The following is a 15,449-nucleotide window of genomic DNA, read 5'->3' on the forward strand; positions in this document are numbered from 1 at the left end:
GGTGGGGGTGGGTGCCTCGCCGTTTTCGGGTGCGGGTGCGTGGGGGTTTTCGCGCAGTTCCCCGCGCCCCTGAGGTGGGAGGGGTGGCTCGGGGTTGCCGGGTGTGGGCCTGTGGGTTGGGGGGTCAGGTGGTGTCGGGGGGCGGGGTCCAGGGGTGGTTCTGCATGAGGTTGGACAGGCCTGACCAGGCGAAGTTCATCAGGGTGACCGCGGCTTGCTGAGCGGTGATGTGCGGGGTCGTGTTGGCCCAGGCGGCCAGGGACTCGGCCGCGCCGACCAGTGCCTCGGCCAGGCCGGCGACCTCGCGGTCGGGCAGGTCCGGGTCCCGGTGGGCCTCCCGGGCGGCGACCGCGATCAGCCGGGTCACGAACGCGACGATGCCCTCGCGCATCGCGGCGACCTCGGCCGCGAACGGCTCACCATGGGTGCGGGCCTGCAGGTGCAGCACGGACCAGGCGTCGGGATGCTCGGCGGTGTGCGCGAAGAACGCCCGCAGCCCCTCCCACAGTTGCCGGTCCGCGGGCAGTTCCGGCCGCGCACCGGCGTGCACCGCCTCGGCCAGCGCGGCGGCCTCGCGGCGGATGCAGGCCGTGAAGAGGTCTTCCTTGGAGTTCAGGTACAGATACACCAACGGCTTGGACACGCCCGCCAGTTCGGCGATCTCGTCCATCGACGCGGCCATGTACCCCCGCCGGCCGAAAATCCGTACGGCGGCGTCGAGCATCTGCTGCTCCCGCACCGCACGCGGCATCCGCTTGGTCTTCACGGCACCCATGGGGCAAGACTAATCGGGCCTGGCGCGCCGGGAGCCGACCGCTCGGTCAGGAGGTCTGCCCCTGCGCGTGAGCGGTGTCGTCGACGCCGTCCTCCACGCTGCGGTTGGCGTCCAGGTTGGCCTTCATCCGGTCGACCTTGCCGGCGACCTGCGCCGAGGCCCGGTCCCGCTCCTTGCGCAGCACCACCCAGCTGATCGGCGCCGAGAGCACCATGGCGAGCAGCAGGAGCCACAGGAAGTTGGCGTTGCCGTAGCCGCGCGGGAAGATGCCGGAGTAGACGGCTCCCCAGACGACCACGAGGCAGCCGGCGAAGATGCCGAGGCGCATCAGCGTGTAGCGGAGCATCTCAATCCACTCTTCCGTGTCGTACGTGTGGTCGGACAACCCATATCGGGCATCGTCCAGTGAAGCACGCCCGCCGCTCGATCTTGGCGGCGGGTGGACCCGTCAGACGAGCGGCAGCAGCATGGTGACGTCGTCACGGTGGTCGCCGGCGGACACGCGGATGGCGCCGGGCACCCTGCCGACCTCCTTGTAGCCGCAGGAGGCGTAGAAGTGCTCCAGGCCGAGGCCGCCGCGGCAGCCGAGCCGGATCGCGTCGATGCCGTCGAAGGTGCGGGCCGCGTCCGCGGCGGCGGCCATCAGCTCCCGCCCGTAGCCCTTGCCCTGGTGGCGGGGGTGCACCATCACCGTGTAGAGCCACAGCCAGTGCCGCCGGAGCCGGTGCTTGTTGAAGGAGAAGAAGGCGGTCGCGGCCACCTCGCCGGCCTCGTCGTGCCCGACGAGCAGGCGGTGCCGTCCCTCGGCCATGGCGACGAAGTGGTTCACCAGGTCGGGGCGTATGTCCTCGCGGGTGACGGGGGCCACGAAGCCGACGGCTCCGCCCGCGTTGGTGACGTCGGCCCACAGGTCGAGGATGCCGTCGCGCAGGGCGGGGGTGATGGCGGGGTCGAGCGTGAACGTAAGGGCCATGCGGGCATAGTATCTATTACACAAGAGTCCGTGCAGACAGCATCCGCATCCTGGTCATCGTCCGGGCGCGTGTGCGTGCAGCCGTCTTCCGGACCCCGGTCGTCACCCGTGAGCGAGCGTACGTGTGACCGTCTCCGCGAACGCCGCCCCGAGCGGGGTCGTGCAGCCGTCTTTCGGACCCCGGTCGTCACCCGCGAGCGAGCGTACGTGTGACCGTCTCCGCGAACGCCGTGCCGAGCGGGGTCGGGCGGCCGCCGGGGCCAAGGGCGGCAAGAGCGGACGCCGCCCCGCCATCCCAGCCGCGAAGACCGACGCCGTGCGCACCGCGTACCCGCCCTCGACGGCGCCCCGGGCACCCAGGCGATCCCGGCGCAGCGCAAGGCCCGCCGCGCATGCGGGAACCGCGTCGACACGCTCGCGACCGCGGCCCCTGACCGACTCCCCTACCGCCAAAGCCGGGTCCGATACCGCCCGAGGGCCCCTTGGGAGCCGAGTCCTGTCATCACAGTCCGAACAACGTTGCCGCGTTGTCGTGGCACACGGCTCTCAGCCACTCCGGCCCGAGGCCGAGCCGCTCCAGAGCGTGGAGCTGGTGTACGTACGGGTAAGGGATGTTGGGGAAGTCGGAACCGAGCAGGACACGGTCGCCGAGCGCGGCGAGCCGAGGCAGGGCATGGCGGGGGAACGGCATGAATCCCTCGGTGAAGTCGGTGAACGTCATGGTGGTGTCCAGCCGGACCTCCGCGTACTGCTCGGCGATGCCGAGGAAGTCCTCGTACTCGGGCATCCCCAGGTGCGCGACGATCAGCCGTAGCTTCGGGTGTCGCGCCAGCACCTGTGCGATCGGCTCGGGGCCGGTGTGTTTGCCTGGAGCGGGACCGGAGCCGCAGTGGATCACCACGGGGACCTGGGCCTCGGCCAGCACCCCCCACGCCCGCTGGATGAGTTCGTCGGCCGGGTCGTAGGCCCCTACTTGTACGTGCGCCTTGAACACGCGCGCGCCCGCTTCGACGGCCTCTCGGACGTACGTCTCGACACCCGGCTCGGGGTAGAGGGTGGCGGTGTGGAGACAGTCGGGGTTGCGGTGGGCGAAGTCGGCGGCCCAGCCGTTGAGCCAGCGGGCCATGCCGGGCTTGTGCGGGTAGAGCATCGAAGTGAACGCCCGCACACCGAACCTGCGCAGCACGGCAGCGCGTTCCGCCTCCTGCTGCCGGTAGCTGATCGGCCACTCCAGTCCGCCGGTCAGCGGCCCCTGCGCGTCGAAGTATTCCCAGACCTTGTGCAGGACGCGCTCGGGCATGAAGTGCGTGTGGACGTCGATCAGTCCGGGAAGGCCGAGCCGGTTCCAGAAACGGCGGACCTCACCGGCCTCTTCGTCCAAGGCCACATCGCTTGTCGCGCCTGGCGAACTTGTGCGACCGACAGGTGCCATTCGGTGATCGTTCACGTCTCCCACGATCAGCCCTGGCGACGGGGCGGGTCCAGCCCTTGTCCTCCTGACGGCGTGAGTGATCGGTCACCAGGGCCACTGATCTCGTGGGCGATGGCACGGACCGACGCAGTCGGCACCGAGCCGGACGCGGCATGCTCGGGCCGTGTCCGGCTGCGGGGCGGGGCGGGGTGGGCCCGTCGCGCGGTTCCCCGCGCCCCTTCGGGCCCCCGCAGCCGGGCGGTGCGGGAATCCCGGCCGCTCAGACCCGCATCGGCTGGGGGGCGTCCCTGCGGGTCGGGTCGGTGCCCTCGTACTCGCGGATGATCTCGTAGCGCGTGTTGCGCTCCACCGGGCGGAAACCGGCGTCCCGGATCAGGTCCAGGAGGTCCTCGCGGGTCAGCTTGTTCGGTGTGCCGTAGTTGTCCGCGTCATGGGTGATCTTGTACTCGACGACCGAGCCGTCCATGTCGTCGGCGCCGTGCTGCAGGGCCAGCTGGGCGGTCTGCACGCCGTGCATGACCCAGAAGACCTTCACGTGCGGGACGTTGTCGAAGAGGAGGCGGGAGACGGCGAAGGTCTTGAGGGCCTCGGCGCCCGTCGCCATCTGGGTGCGGGCCTGGAGGCGGTTGCGCACCTTGCCGTCCTGCATGTCCACGAAGTCGTGCTGGTAGCGCAGCGGGATGAAGACCTGGAAGCCGTTCGTCTCGTCCTGCAGCTCGCGCAGACGCAGGACGTGGTCGACCCGGTGCCTGGGCTCCTCGATGTGGCCGTAGAGCATGGTGCACGGGGTCTTCAGGCCCTTCTCGTGCGCCAGGCGGTGGATGCGGGACCAGTCCTCCCAGTGGGTGCGGTGGTCCACGATGTGCTGACGGACCTCCCAGTCGAAGATCTCCGCACCGCCGCCGGTCAGGGACTCCAGACCCGCGTCGATCAGCTCGTCGAGGATCTCGCTCGCGCTCAGCCCGGAGATCGTCTCGAAGTGGTGGATCTCCGTGGCCGTGAAGGCCTTCAGCGAGACGTGCGGGAGGGCCGCCTTGAGTTCCCTGAGCGAGCGCGGGTAGTACCGCCACGGCAGGTTCGGGTGCAGGCCGTTGACGATGTGGAGTTCGGTGAGGTTCTCCGACTCCATCGCCTTGGCGAGCTTCACCGCCTCCTCGATGCGCATCGTGTACGCGTCCTTCTCGCCCGGCTTGCGCTGGAACGAGCAGTACGCGCAGGACGCGGTGCACACGTTGGTCATGTTGAGGTGGCGGTTGACGTTGAAGTGGACGACGTCACCGTTCTTCCGCGTCCGCACCTCGTGCGCGAGGCCGCCCAGCCAGGCCAGGTCGTCCGACTCGTACAGCGCGATGCCGTCCTCGCGGGTCAGCCGCTCACCGGAGCGGACCTTCTCCTCCAGCTCGCGCTTGAGTCCGACGTCCATGCCCACACCTTTCTCCGACAGCCCGACCAACGGTATCCCTAGACCTCTTCGGGCAGTTCCCCGACCCGGTTCTCCCACTTCGTGGAGAGCACGATCGTGGTACGGGTCCGGGAGACGCCCTTGGTCCCGCCCAGCCGCCGGATGGTCTTCTCCAGGCCGTCCACGTCCGTCGAGCGCACCTTGAGCATGAAGGAGTCGTCGCCGGCGATGAACCAGCAGTCCTCGATCTCCGAAAGGTCCCGCAGCCGCTGTGCCACGTCCTCGTGGTCGGCGGCGTCCGAGAGCGAGATGCCGATGAGGGCGGTGACGCCGAGGCCGAGGGACGGCGAGTCCACCGTGGCGCGGTAGCCGGTGATGACACCGGCCGCCTCCAGCCGGTTGATGCGGTCGGTGACGCTGGGTCCCGACAGGCCGACGAGGCGCCCCAGCTCCGCGTACGAGGCCCGGCCGTTCTCCCTCAGGGCCTGGATGAGCTGCCTGTCCACCGCGTCCATGCGATCGAAGCCTTCCGCTGAAGAGTTCCGAGGAGTGAAGAGTGATGAGGTACCGCGCCTTGCTCAGCGGGCTCTACCGGTCCGGTCCGCCACCGCCCAGTTCGCCCCGCCACCGCCGGTACAGGCCGTGCCCGACGCCGGCCGCGTCCAGCACCCGCCCGGCGACGAAGTCCACCAGATCCTGGATGTGCGTGGCACCCGCGTAGAAGGCGGGCGAGGCCGGCACGACCGTGGCTCCGGCGTCGTCCAGCGTGACCAGGTGCCGCAGGGTCTGACCGTTCAGCGGGGTCTCCCGGACCGCGACCACCAGCGTGCGCCGTTCCTTGAGGGTGACACTCGCCGCCCGCTGGAGCAGGTCCTTGGACAGGCCGAGCGCCACGCCGGCCACGCAGGCCGTGGAGGCCGGCACGATGAGCATCCCCTTCACCGGGTACGACCCCGACGACGGCCCGGCCGCGAGGTCGCCCGCACCCCAGTACCGCACCGCGCTGACGTCCACGTCGAAGGTCCCGGGCTTGCCGTCGGCGCCAAGGGCCAGCCATTGCCGCAGGTCGTCCCGCCAGTGGGCGTCCCGGAACGAGATCCCCGTCTCGTCCAGCAACGTCAGTCGCGAGGCCCGGCTGACCACCAGGTCCACCGCTTCCCCCGCCGCCAGCAGTGCCCGCAGCACGGCAGCCGCGTACGGCGTTCCGGAAGCTCCGGACACCCCCACGATCCAAGGCGCGCGCTGCGTTTCTCCTGCGTTCACACCTTGAGCGTACCGGCGGGTCGCCCAGGACTCAGGCCGGGGCGGACGCGCCGGGGGCGGCGGGGGCCACCGGGGTGGCGGCCCGGGCCGCTCACGCGGTCAGGCCACGCACCACGAGGTCCAGCAGCGCGCACACGAACAGGGCAATCCCGATGAAGCCGTTGACCGAGAAGAAGGCCCGGTTCAGGCGGGACAGGTCGTGCGGGCGGACGATGCGGTGCTCGTAGACGAACGCGCCCGCCACGATGGCGAGGCCCAGCCAGAAGAAGGGGCCGGCATGGGTGGCCAGGGCGTACCAGACGAACAGGGCCGTCGTCACCGTGTGGCAGGCGCGCGCGCCCCAGATCGCGGCCGGGACGCCGAACCGGGCCGGGACCGACAGCACGCCGATCTCGCGGTCGGTCTCGACGTCCTGGCAGGCGTAGATGAGGTCGAAGCCGCCGATCCAGACGCCGACGGCGAGGCCCAGGATCACCGCCTCCCAGGACCAGGAACCGGAGACGGCCAGCCAGCCGCCGATCGGGCCCATGGCCTGGGCGAGGCCCAGGATGGCCTGCGGGAAGTTGGTGAAGCGTTTCCCGTAGGGGTAGACCACCATCGGGATCACCGCGACCGGCGCCAGGGCCAGGCACAGGGGGTTGAGCAGGGCGGCGGCGCCGAGGAACACCGCCAGCGCGACGAGGGCGCCCGTCCAGGCGTGGCGGACGGACATCGCGCCCGTCACCAGTTCGCGGTGGGCGGTGCGCGGGTTACGGGCGTCGATCTCGCGGTCGATGATGCGGTTGACCGCCATCGCGAACGTCCGCAGCCCGACCATGCAGATCGTGACCAGCAGCAGCCGGGCCCAGTGGATGTTCTCGTCCCACCGGTACATCGCGGTCAGCGAGGCGATGTAGGCGAAGGGCAGCGCGAAGACCGAGTGCTCGATCATGACCAGCCGCAGGAACGCCTTGGTGCGTCCGGGCTGGGGGATGGCGGCGGACGCGGAGGTCACAGCCCGTACTCCTTCCAGCGGCGGTCCACCAGGGCCGCCGTATCCGGGTCCGACAGGACCATGTCCGGCCATCCGCCGTCGCGGGTGTAGCCCTCCTCGGGCCACTTCCGGGTGGCGTCGATGCCGGCCTTGCCGCCCCAGAACTGCTGGTAGGAGGCGTGGTCGAGATGGTCGACGGGGCCTTCCACGACCGTGAGGTCACGGGCGTAGTCGGTGTTGCCGAGGGCCCGCCACGCCACCTCGTGCAGATCGTGGACGTCGCAGTCGGCGTCCACCACCACGATCAGCTTGGTCAGGGACATCATGTGGGCCCCCCAGATCGCGTGCATCACCTTCTGCGCGTGCTTGGGGTACTTCTTGTCGATCGAGACGATCGCGCAGTTGTGGAAGCCGCCGGCCTCGGGCAGGTGGTAGTCCACGATGTCCGGGACGATGATCTTGAGGAGGGGCAGGAAGAAGCGTTCCGTGGCGCGGCCGAGGGGGCCGTCCTCCGTGGGCGGGCGGCCGACGACGATGGACTGCAGCAGCGGGCGCCTGCGCATCGTCACGCAGTCGATCGTCAGCGCGGGGAACGGCTCCTGCGGCGTGTAGAAGCCGGTGTGGTCGCCGAACGGCCCCTCGGGCAGCATCTCGCTCGGCTCCAGCCAGCCCTCGACGACCACCTCGGCGTTGGCCGGGACCTGGAGCGGGACCGTCTTGCAGTCCACCATCTCGATCCGCTTGCCCGCGAGGAACCCGGCGAAGAGGTACTCGTCGATGTCGCCGGGCAGCGGGGCGGTGGACGCGTACGTCACGGCCGGCGGGCAGCCGAAGGCGATGGCGACCGGCAGGCGTTCGCCGCGGCGCGCGGCGACCTGGTAGTGGTTGCGGCTGTCCTTGTGGATCTGCCAGTGCATGCCGATGGTGCGCCTGTCGTGGCGCTGCAGCCGGTACAGGCCCAGGTTGCGGATGCCGGTCTCGGGGTCCTTGGTGTGGGTCAGGCCCAGGTTGAAGAAGGAGCCGCCGTCCTTCGGCCAGGTGAACAGCGCCGGGAGCCGGTCGAGGTCCACCTCGTCACCGTGCAGGACGACCTCCTGCACGGGCGCGCCCGCGGACTTCACCTTCTTCGGCGGCACGTGCGCCATCGCGCCGAGCTTGCCGAAGGCCTCGCGGACACCGACGAAGCCGTGCGGCAGTTCGGGCCGCAGCAGCCCGCCGATCTTCTCGGAGATCTCGCCGTACGACTTCAGGCCCAGCGCCTTCAGCAGCCGCCGGTCGGTGCCGAAGACGTTCATCGCGAGCGGCATCGCGGAGCCCTTGACGTTCTCGAAGAGCAGCGCCGGGCCCCCGGACTTCTGCACCCGGTCGACGATCTCCCCGACTTCCAGGTGGGGGTCGACCTCGGCCTTGATGCGCTTGAGGTCGCCCTCGCGCTCCAGCGCCCGGAGCAGGGAGCGAAGATCGTCGTAAGCCATGCGTCCCAGTATCGGCCACCCGCTACCCTGGCCCGGTCACCGGGGCCGTCTCACACCGTCGGGAGAGCGCACGACCATGCTCAGGTATCTGCCGTTCCTGCTGGTCCTCGCGCTGTGGATCTATGCGTTCGTGGACTGTCTGAACACCCCCGAGGAAGAGGTGCGCCACCTGCCGAAGGTGGTGTGGGTGATCATCATCCTGCTCTTCGGCGAGGTCCTGGTCGGCCCGGTCGCCTGGCTGCTCACCGGCAGGAGGCGACAGGCCCGTGCGGACGGCACCGCGCCGGGGCGGCGGGGCGGCGCCGCCGGCTGGGTGGCCCCCGACGACAACCCCGACTTCCTCAGGTCCCTGGACCGGGACGACCCGAGGAACAACGACTGATCCGGCCGAACTCCGGCCGGTCGTCGCGTTGGAGAAGGGCGGCGGCCCCGCGGAGGAGCGGCGGCCCGATCAGGCGGGGGCGCCCGTCAGCACCTCCACCTTGCCGGTGTCGAGCGAGTAGTAGGCGCCGACGACGGCCAGGGAGCCCTTCCTCACGAGCGGGGCCAGGTCCCGGTTGGAGCGCAGGTCGTCCGCGGTCAGCCTCACCTGGGCGCGCGCCATGGTCTCGACCGGGTCGCCGCCGTGCTTCCGGGCCGCCTGCTCGTACGCCGGCCGCAGCGCCTCGGCGATCGCCTGCAGATTGCCGGGCAGCGGTTTGCCGGCGCGGAGGGAGTCGTAGGCGGCCTTGACGGCGCCGCAGCGCTGATGGCCGAGGACCACGATGAGCGGGGTGCCGCTCGTCATGGGCCCGTACTCGACGGAACCCGTGACCACCGGGCCGATCGCCTCCCCGCCCGTGCGCATCACGTAGAGGTCGCCCAGGCCGGTGTCGAAGAGGAGTTCCGGCGGCACGCGGGAGTCGATGCACGCGAGGACCGAGCCGAACGGCTGCTGCTTCTGGGCCAGGAACTGACGCCGGTCCGGATCCCGGTCGGGGTGGTGGAGGTCTCCGCTCACCCAGCGCTTGTTGCCCTCCAGCAGCCTCGCGAACGCCGCGGCGGGCGTGCCCGGCGGGGTGGACCGCGGTTCCGGCGAAGCGGCGGCCGACGCCGGGACGGCCCTCGTCGGCGCGCAGCCCGCGAGCGCGAGCGTGGCGCCCGCGAGTCCGCCGGCGAGCAGCACTCTGCGGTCCGGACGTCCGGCTGTGCCCATCGGTCGGTCCCCTCGACGTCGCCCGGACACGGTGCCGTGTCCTGATCGGCCCGATTGTGCCGCGGGGTGCGGGTGTTCCGGCGGCAGGCACCAGCGGGAGCGGACCGGATTGCCGCGGACGGCCCAGAGGAGGTGTCCGGACCCCGTCTCAGGGCTTCCGGGCCGGGGATCACGGTGCCGGGCTCGGTCCGTTCCCGTCACCGTCGGTTAATCACATCCGCGTTCGGCCTGCCACCCGTTCCGTTGAAATGGACCGGACGGGCATGTCCCGGCCGCGTCCCACGGCATTGCCTTGAAGGGGGCCCGCATCCATGGGCCCCCTTTCTGTGATGGGAGACGCGTGCGAATCACTGACATCCAGCGCTGCGAGGTCCGGCCGGGACGGCTCGTCGAGTGGACGCTGAGCCCGGCGACCGTCGAGGTGGCGACGGGACTGCCGGAGGACTCCAGGCCTCCGGCCTACATCCAGGAGTCGCACATCCGGACGGCCAAGTGCGTCCGCGAGGACGGCCTGTTCGTGCCGACCTGGCTGGGTACGGCCTTCGACCTGCCCGGTCCGGTCGACCTCGACGTGCTGCAGGAGGCGCTGCGCGCCTGGACCGTGCGGCACGAGACGCTGCGCAGCGGCTTTCGCTGGGTGGGCGAGGAACTGCGCCGGTTCACCCTCGACGCCGCCGACGTCTCCCTGAGCCGGGAGGACGCCGGGGACTTCCCGGACGCGGACGATCTCGTCGGCCACCTCCAGGACCGCTTCGACACGGTCGCGGACGCGCTGCGCTGGCCGAACCTGATCTACACGGCGGTCGTGCGGGACGACGGCGCGAGCGTGTACCTGGCCTTCGACCACAGCAACGTCGACGCCTACTCCCTGACCCGGGCCCCCGCCGAGATCCACGAGCTGTACGCGGCGGGTCTCGCCGGAACCGAGCCCGGCCCCCGAGCCACGGCGGCCAGCTACATCGACTTCTGCGAGATCGAGCGGGCGGACGCGGACGGCATCGACGGCCGGCACGCGATCGTCGGCCGCTGGCGCGAGTTCATCCACCGCTGCGACGGGGTGCTGCCGAGCTTCCCGGTCGACCTGGGCCTGGAGCCGGGCGGCCCGCTGCCCCGGCAGCAGATGTTGTGCGAGCCGCTGGCGGACGCCGCCGAGGCGGCGGCGTTCGAGGCGTACTGCAGGCCCTACGGCGGCAGCCTGGTCGGTCTGCTGGCCGCGACCGCGCTGATCGTCCACGAACTGGGCGGGCAGCCGGTGTACCGGACGGTGGTGCCGTTCCACACCCGGGTGAAGTCCCGGTGGAGCGAGTCGGTCGGCTGGTACGTGGGCGGCGCCCCGATCGAGGTGCCGGTGGAGCGCAACCCGGGCTTCCCCGACACCCTGCGGACGGTGCGCGCCCAACTGCAGGCGAACCGGCCGCTGGCCCGGATGCCGCTGGCCCGGGTGCTGAGCCTGCTCGGCGCGGACTTCCGGCCGACCTCGCCCGACCTGTACTCGATCGTCTCCTACGTCGACGCCCGGGGCATCCCCGGCGCCGAGCGCTGGGCCGAGCTGAAGGCGCACGGGCTGCTGCGGGTGTCGTACGGCGACCAGGTGTGCGTGTGGGTGAACCGGCTGCCCGAGGGGCTGTGGGTGGCGAGCCGCTACCCGGACACGGACACGGCGGCGAAGAACCTGCGGCTGTACGTGGAACGGCTGCGCGACCACATCGCCTCGGTGGCCCACGGGAGCCTTCCGGCCGTCTCATGACACATGGGACACCATTGACCCTGGCCCGAAGCAACTCTCCCTTCCTACACTGTCGTTGAGGGGGAGATGCGGTGCACAGACGGTTGCACGGGCGTGGGGCGCTGTTCGATGTCGATCCGGCCGGTCTCGCACCGCGCCTCGTGGGCCTGCGCCCCCATCATCACCGCGGTCATCCGCTGGAACACGCGGAGGAGCCGCCGTTCGTGGTGCTGACCGGGGCGCGCGGGCTCGGCAAGAGCGCGGTCCTCGGCGAGCTGCGGGAGGGCTACAAGGGGCACACGCCGGTCGCCCTGGTCGACTGCGCGGAGGACCAGTTCCTGCTGCCGCCCGCGGACCGGCCGGCCGATTCCTGGTCGCCGCTCGCGCAGGCGCTGCTGGTGCTCGCCGAGCAGCTCGCGGAGCCGGTGACCGGCGCCGGGCGGATCACGTTCCCGCGGCTGATGTCGGGGCTGGTCGCGGTGGCCGCGGGCGGCTGGGGCGACGCCGACTCCGAGCGGATCCGCCGCGAGGTCGAGCGGATCCTGCTGCTGAACGAGAGCGGCACCTGGATCAGCGGCTTCGCCGGGCGCTGGGCCGGAAAGGTGGCGGCCAAGGTGGTCGCCGCGGCCACCGGCACCGGGCAGCTGCTGCAGGGGGCGATCGAGGCGACCCTGGAGTCCGTCGCCGAGGGGTTCGCCAGCCGCCGGCAGCAGAAGGCGTCCGTCTGGTACCGGACGTATCCGAACGCGGGCGGCAACGCCCAGCGCGGACTGATCCTGCTGGCCCGGCACTTCCAGGCGGGCGGCAGCCCGCGGGAGCACGCCGAGCGGTATCTGGTGCGGGCGCTGCTGGCCGACCTGACGGAGGCGTACACGGGCGTGCTGCCGCGGATGCGGCGGCTCGGCCGGCCGCTGGTGCTGCTGGACAACGCGCAGTCGGCGCCGGGCCCGGGGCTCGTCTCGGCCGTGCTGCGCGACCGCGCCGAGGGGATCGCCGACCAGGTGGCGTTCGTCGCGGCCCGGCGCGGCGAGGGCCGCGACGAACTGCGCAGCGCGGTCCGGCGGGAGCTGCCGGAGGTGGCCCGGCGCTGCGACTGGACACCGGACGCGGCGCCCTCCTCGCGGGCGCTGCTGGTCGCGCTGCCGCCGCTGAGCGCGGACGACACCCTGCACATCGTCGGCGCCCTGTGCGCGCAGACCCCGGTGCCGCCCGGGCTGCCGCCCGCCGTGCACCGGCTGACCGGCGGGAACCCCCTGGGTGTCGTGCTGCTCGCCGAGGCGGCCGCACAGCGGCTGCCGGGGGCGTCCGCGCTGGGCGAGCTGCTCACCGCGGAGTTACGGCCCGCCGAGGACGGGCCCGGCCGGCCCGCCTACGAGACGCTGCTGGACCGGCTGGTGCCGGCCGAGTACCTGGAGGAGCTGACCGTGCTGGCCGCCGCCCACGATCACGACTCGGCCTGCGTGCTGGCCGCGGCGCTGCTCCCGGACACCTTCGGCCCGGCGAACGTACGGGCCCTGCAGACGCTCCTCGCCGAGGAGGGGCTGCCCGCCGTGCCGGGCCGGTTCGTGGGCGACCCGTTCGTGCGCACCCTGCTGCTGCTCCGGCTGCACCTGCGCGACGCGGACCACACTGCCTGGCGTACCGCGCACGAGACGCTGACCACCCACTACTCGGGGGCCGCGCACGCCCGTTACCGGTTGCACCACGAACTCGCCCTGGGCGTGGAGGAGCCGGCGGTGGCCCACCTGCGCGACAGCTTCCCGGCCTCGGACACCCGGACCTGGCTGCGCACCCTGCGGTTCATCGCGTCCGCGCCCTACTTCCACGCCCACGACGCCGAGGGCCACGACCGCGGCGGCCACGGGGACCGGCGGACCGCGGTGGCGCTGGGCCGCACGGACGCCGAACAGGCGGTGCCGGACGGCGTGGACGCCGTACTGCACCTGCGGGTGCGGCGGTTGCTGCACGCGGTGTGGCAGCTGGCGGATCCGCTGGTGCTGCCCGACCCGCGGGTGTGCGACCGGCTCCGCTTCGAGCTGGAGCAGCTGTCCAACCTGCGGCCGGCGGGCAACGCGCTGCTGTGGCGGGCCTCGCGGGACTGGCCGGCGGCGGCGCTCGCCGGGCGCCCGATGGACGGCCCCGGCACCACCGGCGACGCCGGCACCCCCGACGACACGGACGACGGCCCGGACGAGCGCAGCGGGGAGGCGTGATGGCGCGCAGGAGTGTGGGGGCGTGGATACGGGAGGGCGTGTGGGAGATCCCGCTGCGCCGCTATCTCGCCCTGCTGGTGACGGCGGCCCTGGTGACCGGCCTGGTGTACGGGGTACGGGCCCTCGCCCACGAGGACCGCTCCTGTGCGCCTGGGGTGAGCCGGCCGCAGGACGGCGACGAGTGCGTGGGCGTGGCGACCGGCCCGTACGACTTCGGGCAGGCCCGGCTGCGGGCGGTCGTCGCCGCGATCGGGCGGGAGAACGACCGGCTGGAGCCGGGCGGCTTCGTGACGGTGGCGCTGATGCTGCCGTACACCTCGACCTCGCCGACCAGCCTGAGCGACATCCAGCACCAGCTGCAGGGCGCCTATCTGGCGCAGTACCAGGCCAACCACGACTCCAACGGGGAGGCGCCGCAGATCCGCCTGGTGCTGGCCAACCCGGGGGCGACGGGCGACCACTGGCGGCAGGCGGTGGACCGGCTGACGCGGATGACCACGAGCGCGGACCGGCTGCGCGCGGTCGCCGGCATCGGCCAGAGCACCGACACCAACAAGAGGGCCGTCGAGGAGCTGACCCGCCGCCACATCCCGGTGATCGGCTCCTCCATCACCGCCGACGACCTCGCCAACGGGCAGCGGGGCAGGGACCCCTTCCCGGGCCTGGCCCGGGTCTCGCCGACCAACACCGACGAGGCCCGCGCGCTGGCCTCCTTCGCCAAGGTGAGCGCGGGCAAGGCGCTGCTGGTGTACGACAGGCCCGGTGACCCGTACACCCGGACGCTGCAGAAGTCGTTCGCCGCGCTGATCAAGGGTTCGCCGTACGAGCCGCAGCCGTTCACCCCGCCCGCCGACCGCAGTGCGGAGGGCACGACCGCCAACACCTTCCGGCAGATCACGCACCTGGTGTGCGACACCTCCCGGCAGACGGACACGCTGCTGTTCGCGGGCCGGCACACCCAGCTGCGGCAGTTCGTCAACGCGCTCGGCGGCCGCGGCTGCCAGGACCGGAGGTTCACGGTGCTGACGGGCGACGAGGCCTCCTACCTGACCCACGAGAAGAAGCTGGACCGGTCCGCCCTGGAGCACAACCTCTCCGTGCGCTACACCTCCCTGGCCCACCCGGACGCGTGGACGAAGGACCCGGCGCCGACGGGCGGCTCGGCCGCGGACTTCGCCGCGCTGCGGGAGCTGCTGACGGCCGCCGGCCGGGAGCCGATGGGCCCGATCGGAGCCACCGCCCTGGACGACGGCCAGCTGATCATCGGGTACGACACCCTGCGGCTGGCCGTGCACGGCATCCGGGAGGCGGTGCCGGGCGGCGGCAGCGTGCCCGCGCTCGGGGACGTGGGCCTGCAGTGGCCGCAGGTGAAGGGGTCGCTGCGGGTGGACGGGGCGGCCGGCTGGATCTGCCTGGACGTGCACGGCAACCCGTACGACAAGGCCGTACCGATCGTGGAGCTGACCCCGCGCGGCGGCTCCCGCTTCGTCCGCATCGCCTGGCCGGAGGGCAGGCCACCGGGCAAGGAGTGCCTGCCGCCGTCCTAGGTGAGCTGACCGGGCAGCGGGTCCTGGCCGGCGACGTCCGCCGGGGACTGCAGGCGCTCGATCAGCCGTTCGAATCGGGAGTGCCAGCCGGACTGGGTCGCGCCCTCGCCCTGGAACTCGTGGGTGAAGCGCAGCACGCTGCCGTCGTTCCCGTCCCGTTCCAGATGGAAGCGGAGGCGGCCGCCGCTGTCCAGGGTGTACTCGGCGACTCGGTCCACGTCCCACGCGGTGATCCGCCCGGCCCCCAGGTCACGCAGGGTGACCGGGCCGTCGAGGCGGGGTTCCAGGACCTCGACGGCGGTGAACCAGCGCCCGATGCCCTCGGCGGTGGCCACCGCCGCCCAGACGTCCTGCATCGGCCGCGGGATCCGCACCAGGAGATGGAGTATGTGCGTGTTCCCGTGCGTCTGGCTGGTGCCCTGTTCGATGGAACCGCTCATGACACCAGTGTGACCGACCGGGCGACTCCACGCCC

The 15,449-nt window shown here is 72.0% G+C and carries 15 protein-coding genes; 4 read left to right on the plus strand and 11 right to left on the minus strand.

Annotated features, from left to right (window positions below; all coding sequences use genetic code 11):
- Nucleotides 1-124 precede the first annotated feature (124 nt).
- The 9 genes from ABVB68_RS09455 to ABVB68_RS09495 all read right to left on the minus strand — a co-directional run bounded on the left by ABVB68_RS09455 (nt 125) and on the right by ABVB68_RS09495 (nt 8,293).
- Nucleotides 125-775 (minus strand): TetR/AcrR family transcriptional regulator, encoded by a 651-nt coding sequence (locus ABVB68_RS09455; RefSeq protein ID WP_353600424.1) that lies wholly within the window; start codon nt 773-775, stop codon nt 125-127.
- Between the two features lie 46 nt (nt 776-821).
- Nucleotides 822-1,121: a DUF4229 domain-containing protein gene (locus ABVB68_RS09460; RefSeq protein ID WP_353600425.1), complete on the minus strand. Its 300-nt coding sequence runs from the start codon at nt 1,119-1,121 to the stop codon at nt 822-824.
- Between the two features lie 102 nt (nt 1,122-1,223).
- Nucleotides 1,224-1,748, minus strand: coding sequence for a GNAT family N-acetyltransferase (locus tag ABVB68_RS09465; RefSeq protein ID WP_353600426.1), 525 nt, complete (start codon nt 1,746-1,748; stop codon nt 1,224-1,226).
- A gap of 502 nt (nt 1,749-2,250) precedes the next feature.
- Nucleotides 2,251-3,180, minus strand: coding sequence for an amidohydrolase family protein (locus ABVB68_RS09470; protein ID WP_353600427.1), 930 nt, complete (start codon nt 3,178-3,180; stop codon nt 2,251-2,253).
- Nucleotides 3,181-3,439: 259 nt separating this feature from the next.
- Nucleotides 3,440-4,603 (minus strand): aminofutalosine synthase MqnE, encoded by a 1,164-nt coding sequence (mqnE, locus tag ABVB68_RS09475; protein ID WP_353600428.1) that lies wholly within the window; start codon nt 4,601-4,603, stop codon nt 3,440-3,442.
- A 38-nt stretch (nt 4,604-4,641) separates the two neighbouring features.
- Entirely contained in the window at nt 4,642-5,097 is a 456-nt protein-coding gene (locus tag ABVB68_RS09480) for an Lrp/AsnC family transcriptional regulator (RefSeq protein WP_353600429.1), read from the minus strand.
- Between the two features lie 73 nt (nt 5,098-5,170).
- On the minus strand, nt 5,171-5,845 hold the full coding sequence (locus ABVB68_RS09485; protein WP_353600430.1) for a UbiX family flavin prenyltransferase: 675 nt from the start codon (nt 5,843-5,845) through the stop codon (nt 5,171-5,173).
- 91 nt (nt 5,846-5,936) lie between these two features.
- Complete coding sequence (mqnP, locus tag ABVB68_RS09490) at nt 5,937-6,839, minus strand: menaquinone biosynthesis prenyltransferase MqnP (RefSeq protein WP_353600431.1); 903 nt, start codon at nt 6,837-6,839, stop codon at nt 5,937-5,939.
- Complete coding sequence (locus ABVB68_RS09495; protein ID WP_353600432.1) at nt 6,836-8,293, minus strand: menaquinone biosynthesis decarboxylase; 1,458 nt, start codon at nt 8,291-8,293, stop codon at nt 6,836-6,838. Before ABVB68_RS09495 ends, mqnP begins: the two co-directional genes overlap by 4 nt.
- A gap of 76 nt (nt 8,294-8,369) precedes the next feature.
- Between ABVB68_RS09495 and ABVB68_RS09500 the strand changes: the two genes are divergently transcribed.
- Nucleotides 8,370-8,675, plus strand: a complete 306-nt coding sequence (locus ABVB68_RS09500) for a PLD nuclease N-terminal domain-containing protein (protein ID WP_353600433.1) — start codon at nt 8,370-8,372, stop codon at nt 8,673-8,675.
- 69 nt (nt 8,676-8,744) lie between these two features.
- Here ABVB68_RS09500 and ABVB68_RS09505 read toward each other — a convergent pair whose 3' ends face one another.
- On the minus strand, nt 8,745-9,488 hold the full coding sequence (locus ABVB68_RS09505; protein WP_353600434.1) for a carbonic anhydrase: 744 nt from the start codon (nt 9,486-9,488) through the stop codon (nt 8,745-8,747).
- 340 nt (nt 9,489-9,828) lie between these two features.
- On the opposite strand from ABVB68_RS09505, the gene ABVB68_RS09510 reads away from it, so the two are divergent.
- From ABVB68_RS09510 to ABVB68_RS09520, 3 genes are all read left to right on the plus strand, one after another.
- Nucleotides 9,829-11,235, plus strand: coding sequence for a condensation domain-containing protein (locus ABVB68_RS09510; protein WP_353600435.1), 1,407 nt, complete (start codon nt 9,829-9,831; stop codon nt 11,233-11,235).
- 71 nt (nt 11,236-11,306) lie between these two features.
- On the plus strand, nt 11,307-13,427 hold the full coding sequence (locus tag ABVB68_RS09515; RefSeq protein ID WP_353600436.1) for a hypothetical protein: 2,121 nt from the start codon (nt 11,307-11,309) through the stop codon (nt 13,425-13,427).
- The gene (locus ABVB68_RS09520) at nt 13,427-14,974 is read left to right on the plus strand and encodes a type 1 periplasmic-binding domain-containing protein (RefSeq protein WP_353600437.1); all 1,548 of its coding nucleotides are present in this window, start codon (nt 13,427-13,429) and stop codon (nt 14,972-14,974) included. The genes ABVB68_RS09515 and ABVB68_RS09520 overlap by 1 nt, the downstream gene beginning before the upstream one ends.
- On the opposite strand, the gene ABVB68_RS09525 is transcribed toward ABVB68_RS09520, so the two are convergent.
- Nucleotides 14,971-15,414, minus strand: a complete 444-nt coding sequence (locus ABVB68_RS09525; protein ID WP_353600438.1) for an SRPBCC family protein — start codon at nt 15,412-15,414, stop codon at nt 14,971-14,973. The genes ABVB68_RS09520 and ABVB68_RS09525 overlap by 4 nt on opposite strands.
- Nucleotides 15,415-15,449: the final 35 nt, after the last annotated feature.

The organism is Streptomyces sp. NPDC096012, assembly GCF_040426375.1.
Lineage (GTDB): Bacteria > Actinomycetota > Actinomycetes > Streptomycetales > Streptomycetaceae > Streptomyces.

Bases quoted from the DNA above. Each gene is read 5' to 3' on its own strand.
- ABVB68_RS09455 (WP_353600424.1), bottom strand. From the start codon at position 775: ATGGGTGCCGTGAAGACCAAGCGGATGCCGCGTGCGGTGCGGGAGCAG.
- ABVB68_RS09460 (WP_353600425.1), bottom strand. From the start codon at position 1,121: ATGCTCCGCTACACGCTGATGCGCCTCGGCATCTTCGCCGGCTGCCTC.
- ABVB68_RS09465 (WP_353600426.1), bottom strand. From the start codon at position 1,748: ATGGCCCTTACGTTCACGCTCGACCCCGCCATCACCCCCGCCCTGCGC.
- ABVB68_RS09470 (WP_353600427.1), bottom strand. From the start codon at position 3,180: ATGGCACCTGTCGGTCGCACAAGTTCGCCAGGCGCGACAAGCGATGTG.
- mqnE (WP_353600428.1), bottom strand. From the start codon at position 4,603: ATGGACGTCGGACTCAAGCGCGAGCTGGAGGAGAAGGTCCGCTCCGGT.
- ABVB68_RS09480 (WP_353600429.1), bottom strand. From the start codon at position 5,097: ATGGACGCGGTGGACAGGCAGCTCATCCAGGCCCTGAGGGAGAACGGC.
- ABVB68_RS09495 (WP_353600432.1), bottom strand. From the start codon at position 8,293: ATGGCTTACGACGATCTTCGCTCCCTGCTCCGGGCGCTGGAGCGCGAG.
- ABVB68_RS09500 (WP_353600433.1), top strand. From the start codon at position 8,370: ATGCTCAGGTATCTGCCGTTCCTGCTGGTCCTCGCGCTGTGGATCTAT.
- ABVB68_RS09505 (WP_353600434.1), bottom strand. From the start codon at position 9,488: ATGGGCACAGCCGGACGTCCGGACCGCAGAGTGCTGCTCGCCGGCGGA.
- ABVB68_RS09520 (WP_353600437.1), top strand. From the start codon at position 13,427: ATGGCGCGCAGGAGTGTGGGGGCGTGGATACGGGAGGGCGTGTGGGAG.
- ABVB68_RS09525 (WP_353600438.1), bottom strand. From the start codon at position 15,414: ATGAGCGGTTCCATCGAACAGGGCACCAGCCAGACGCACGGGAACACG.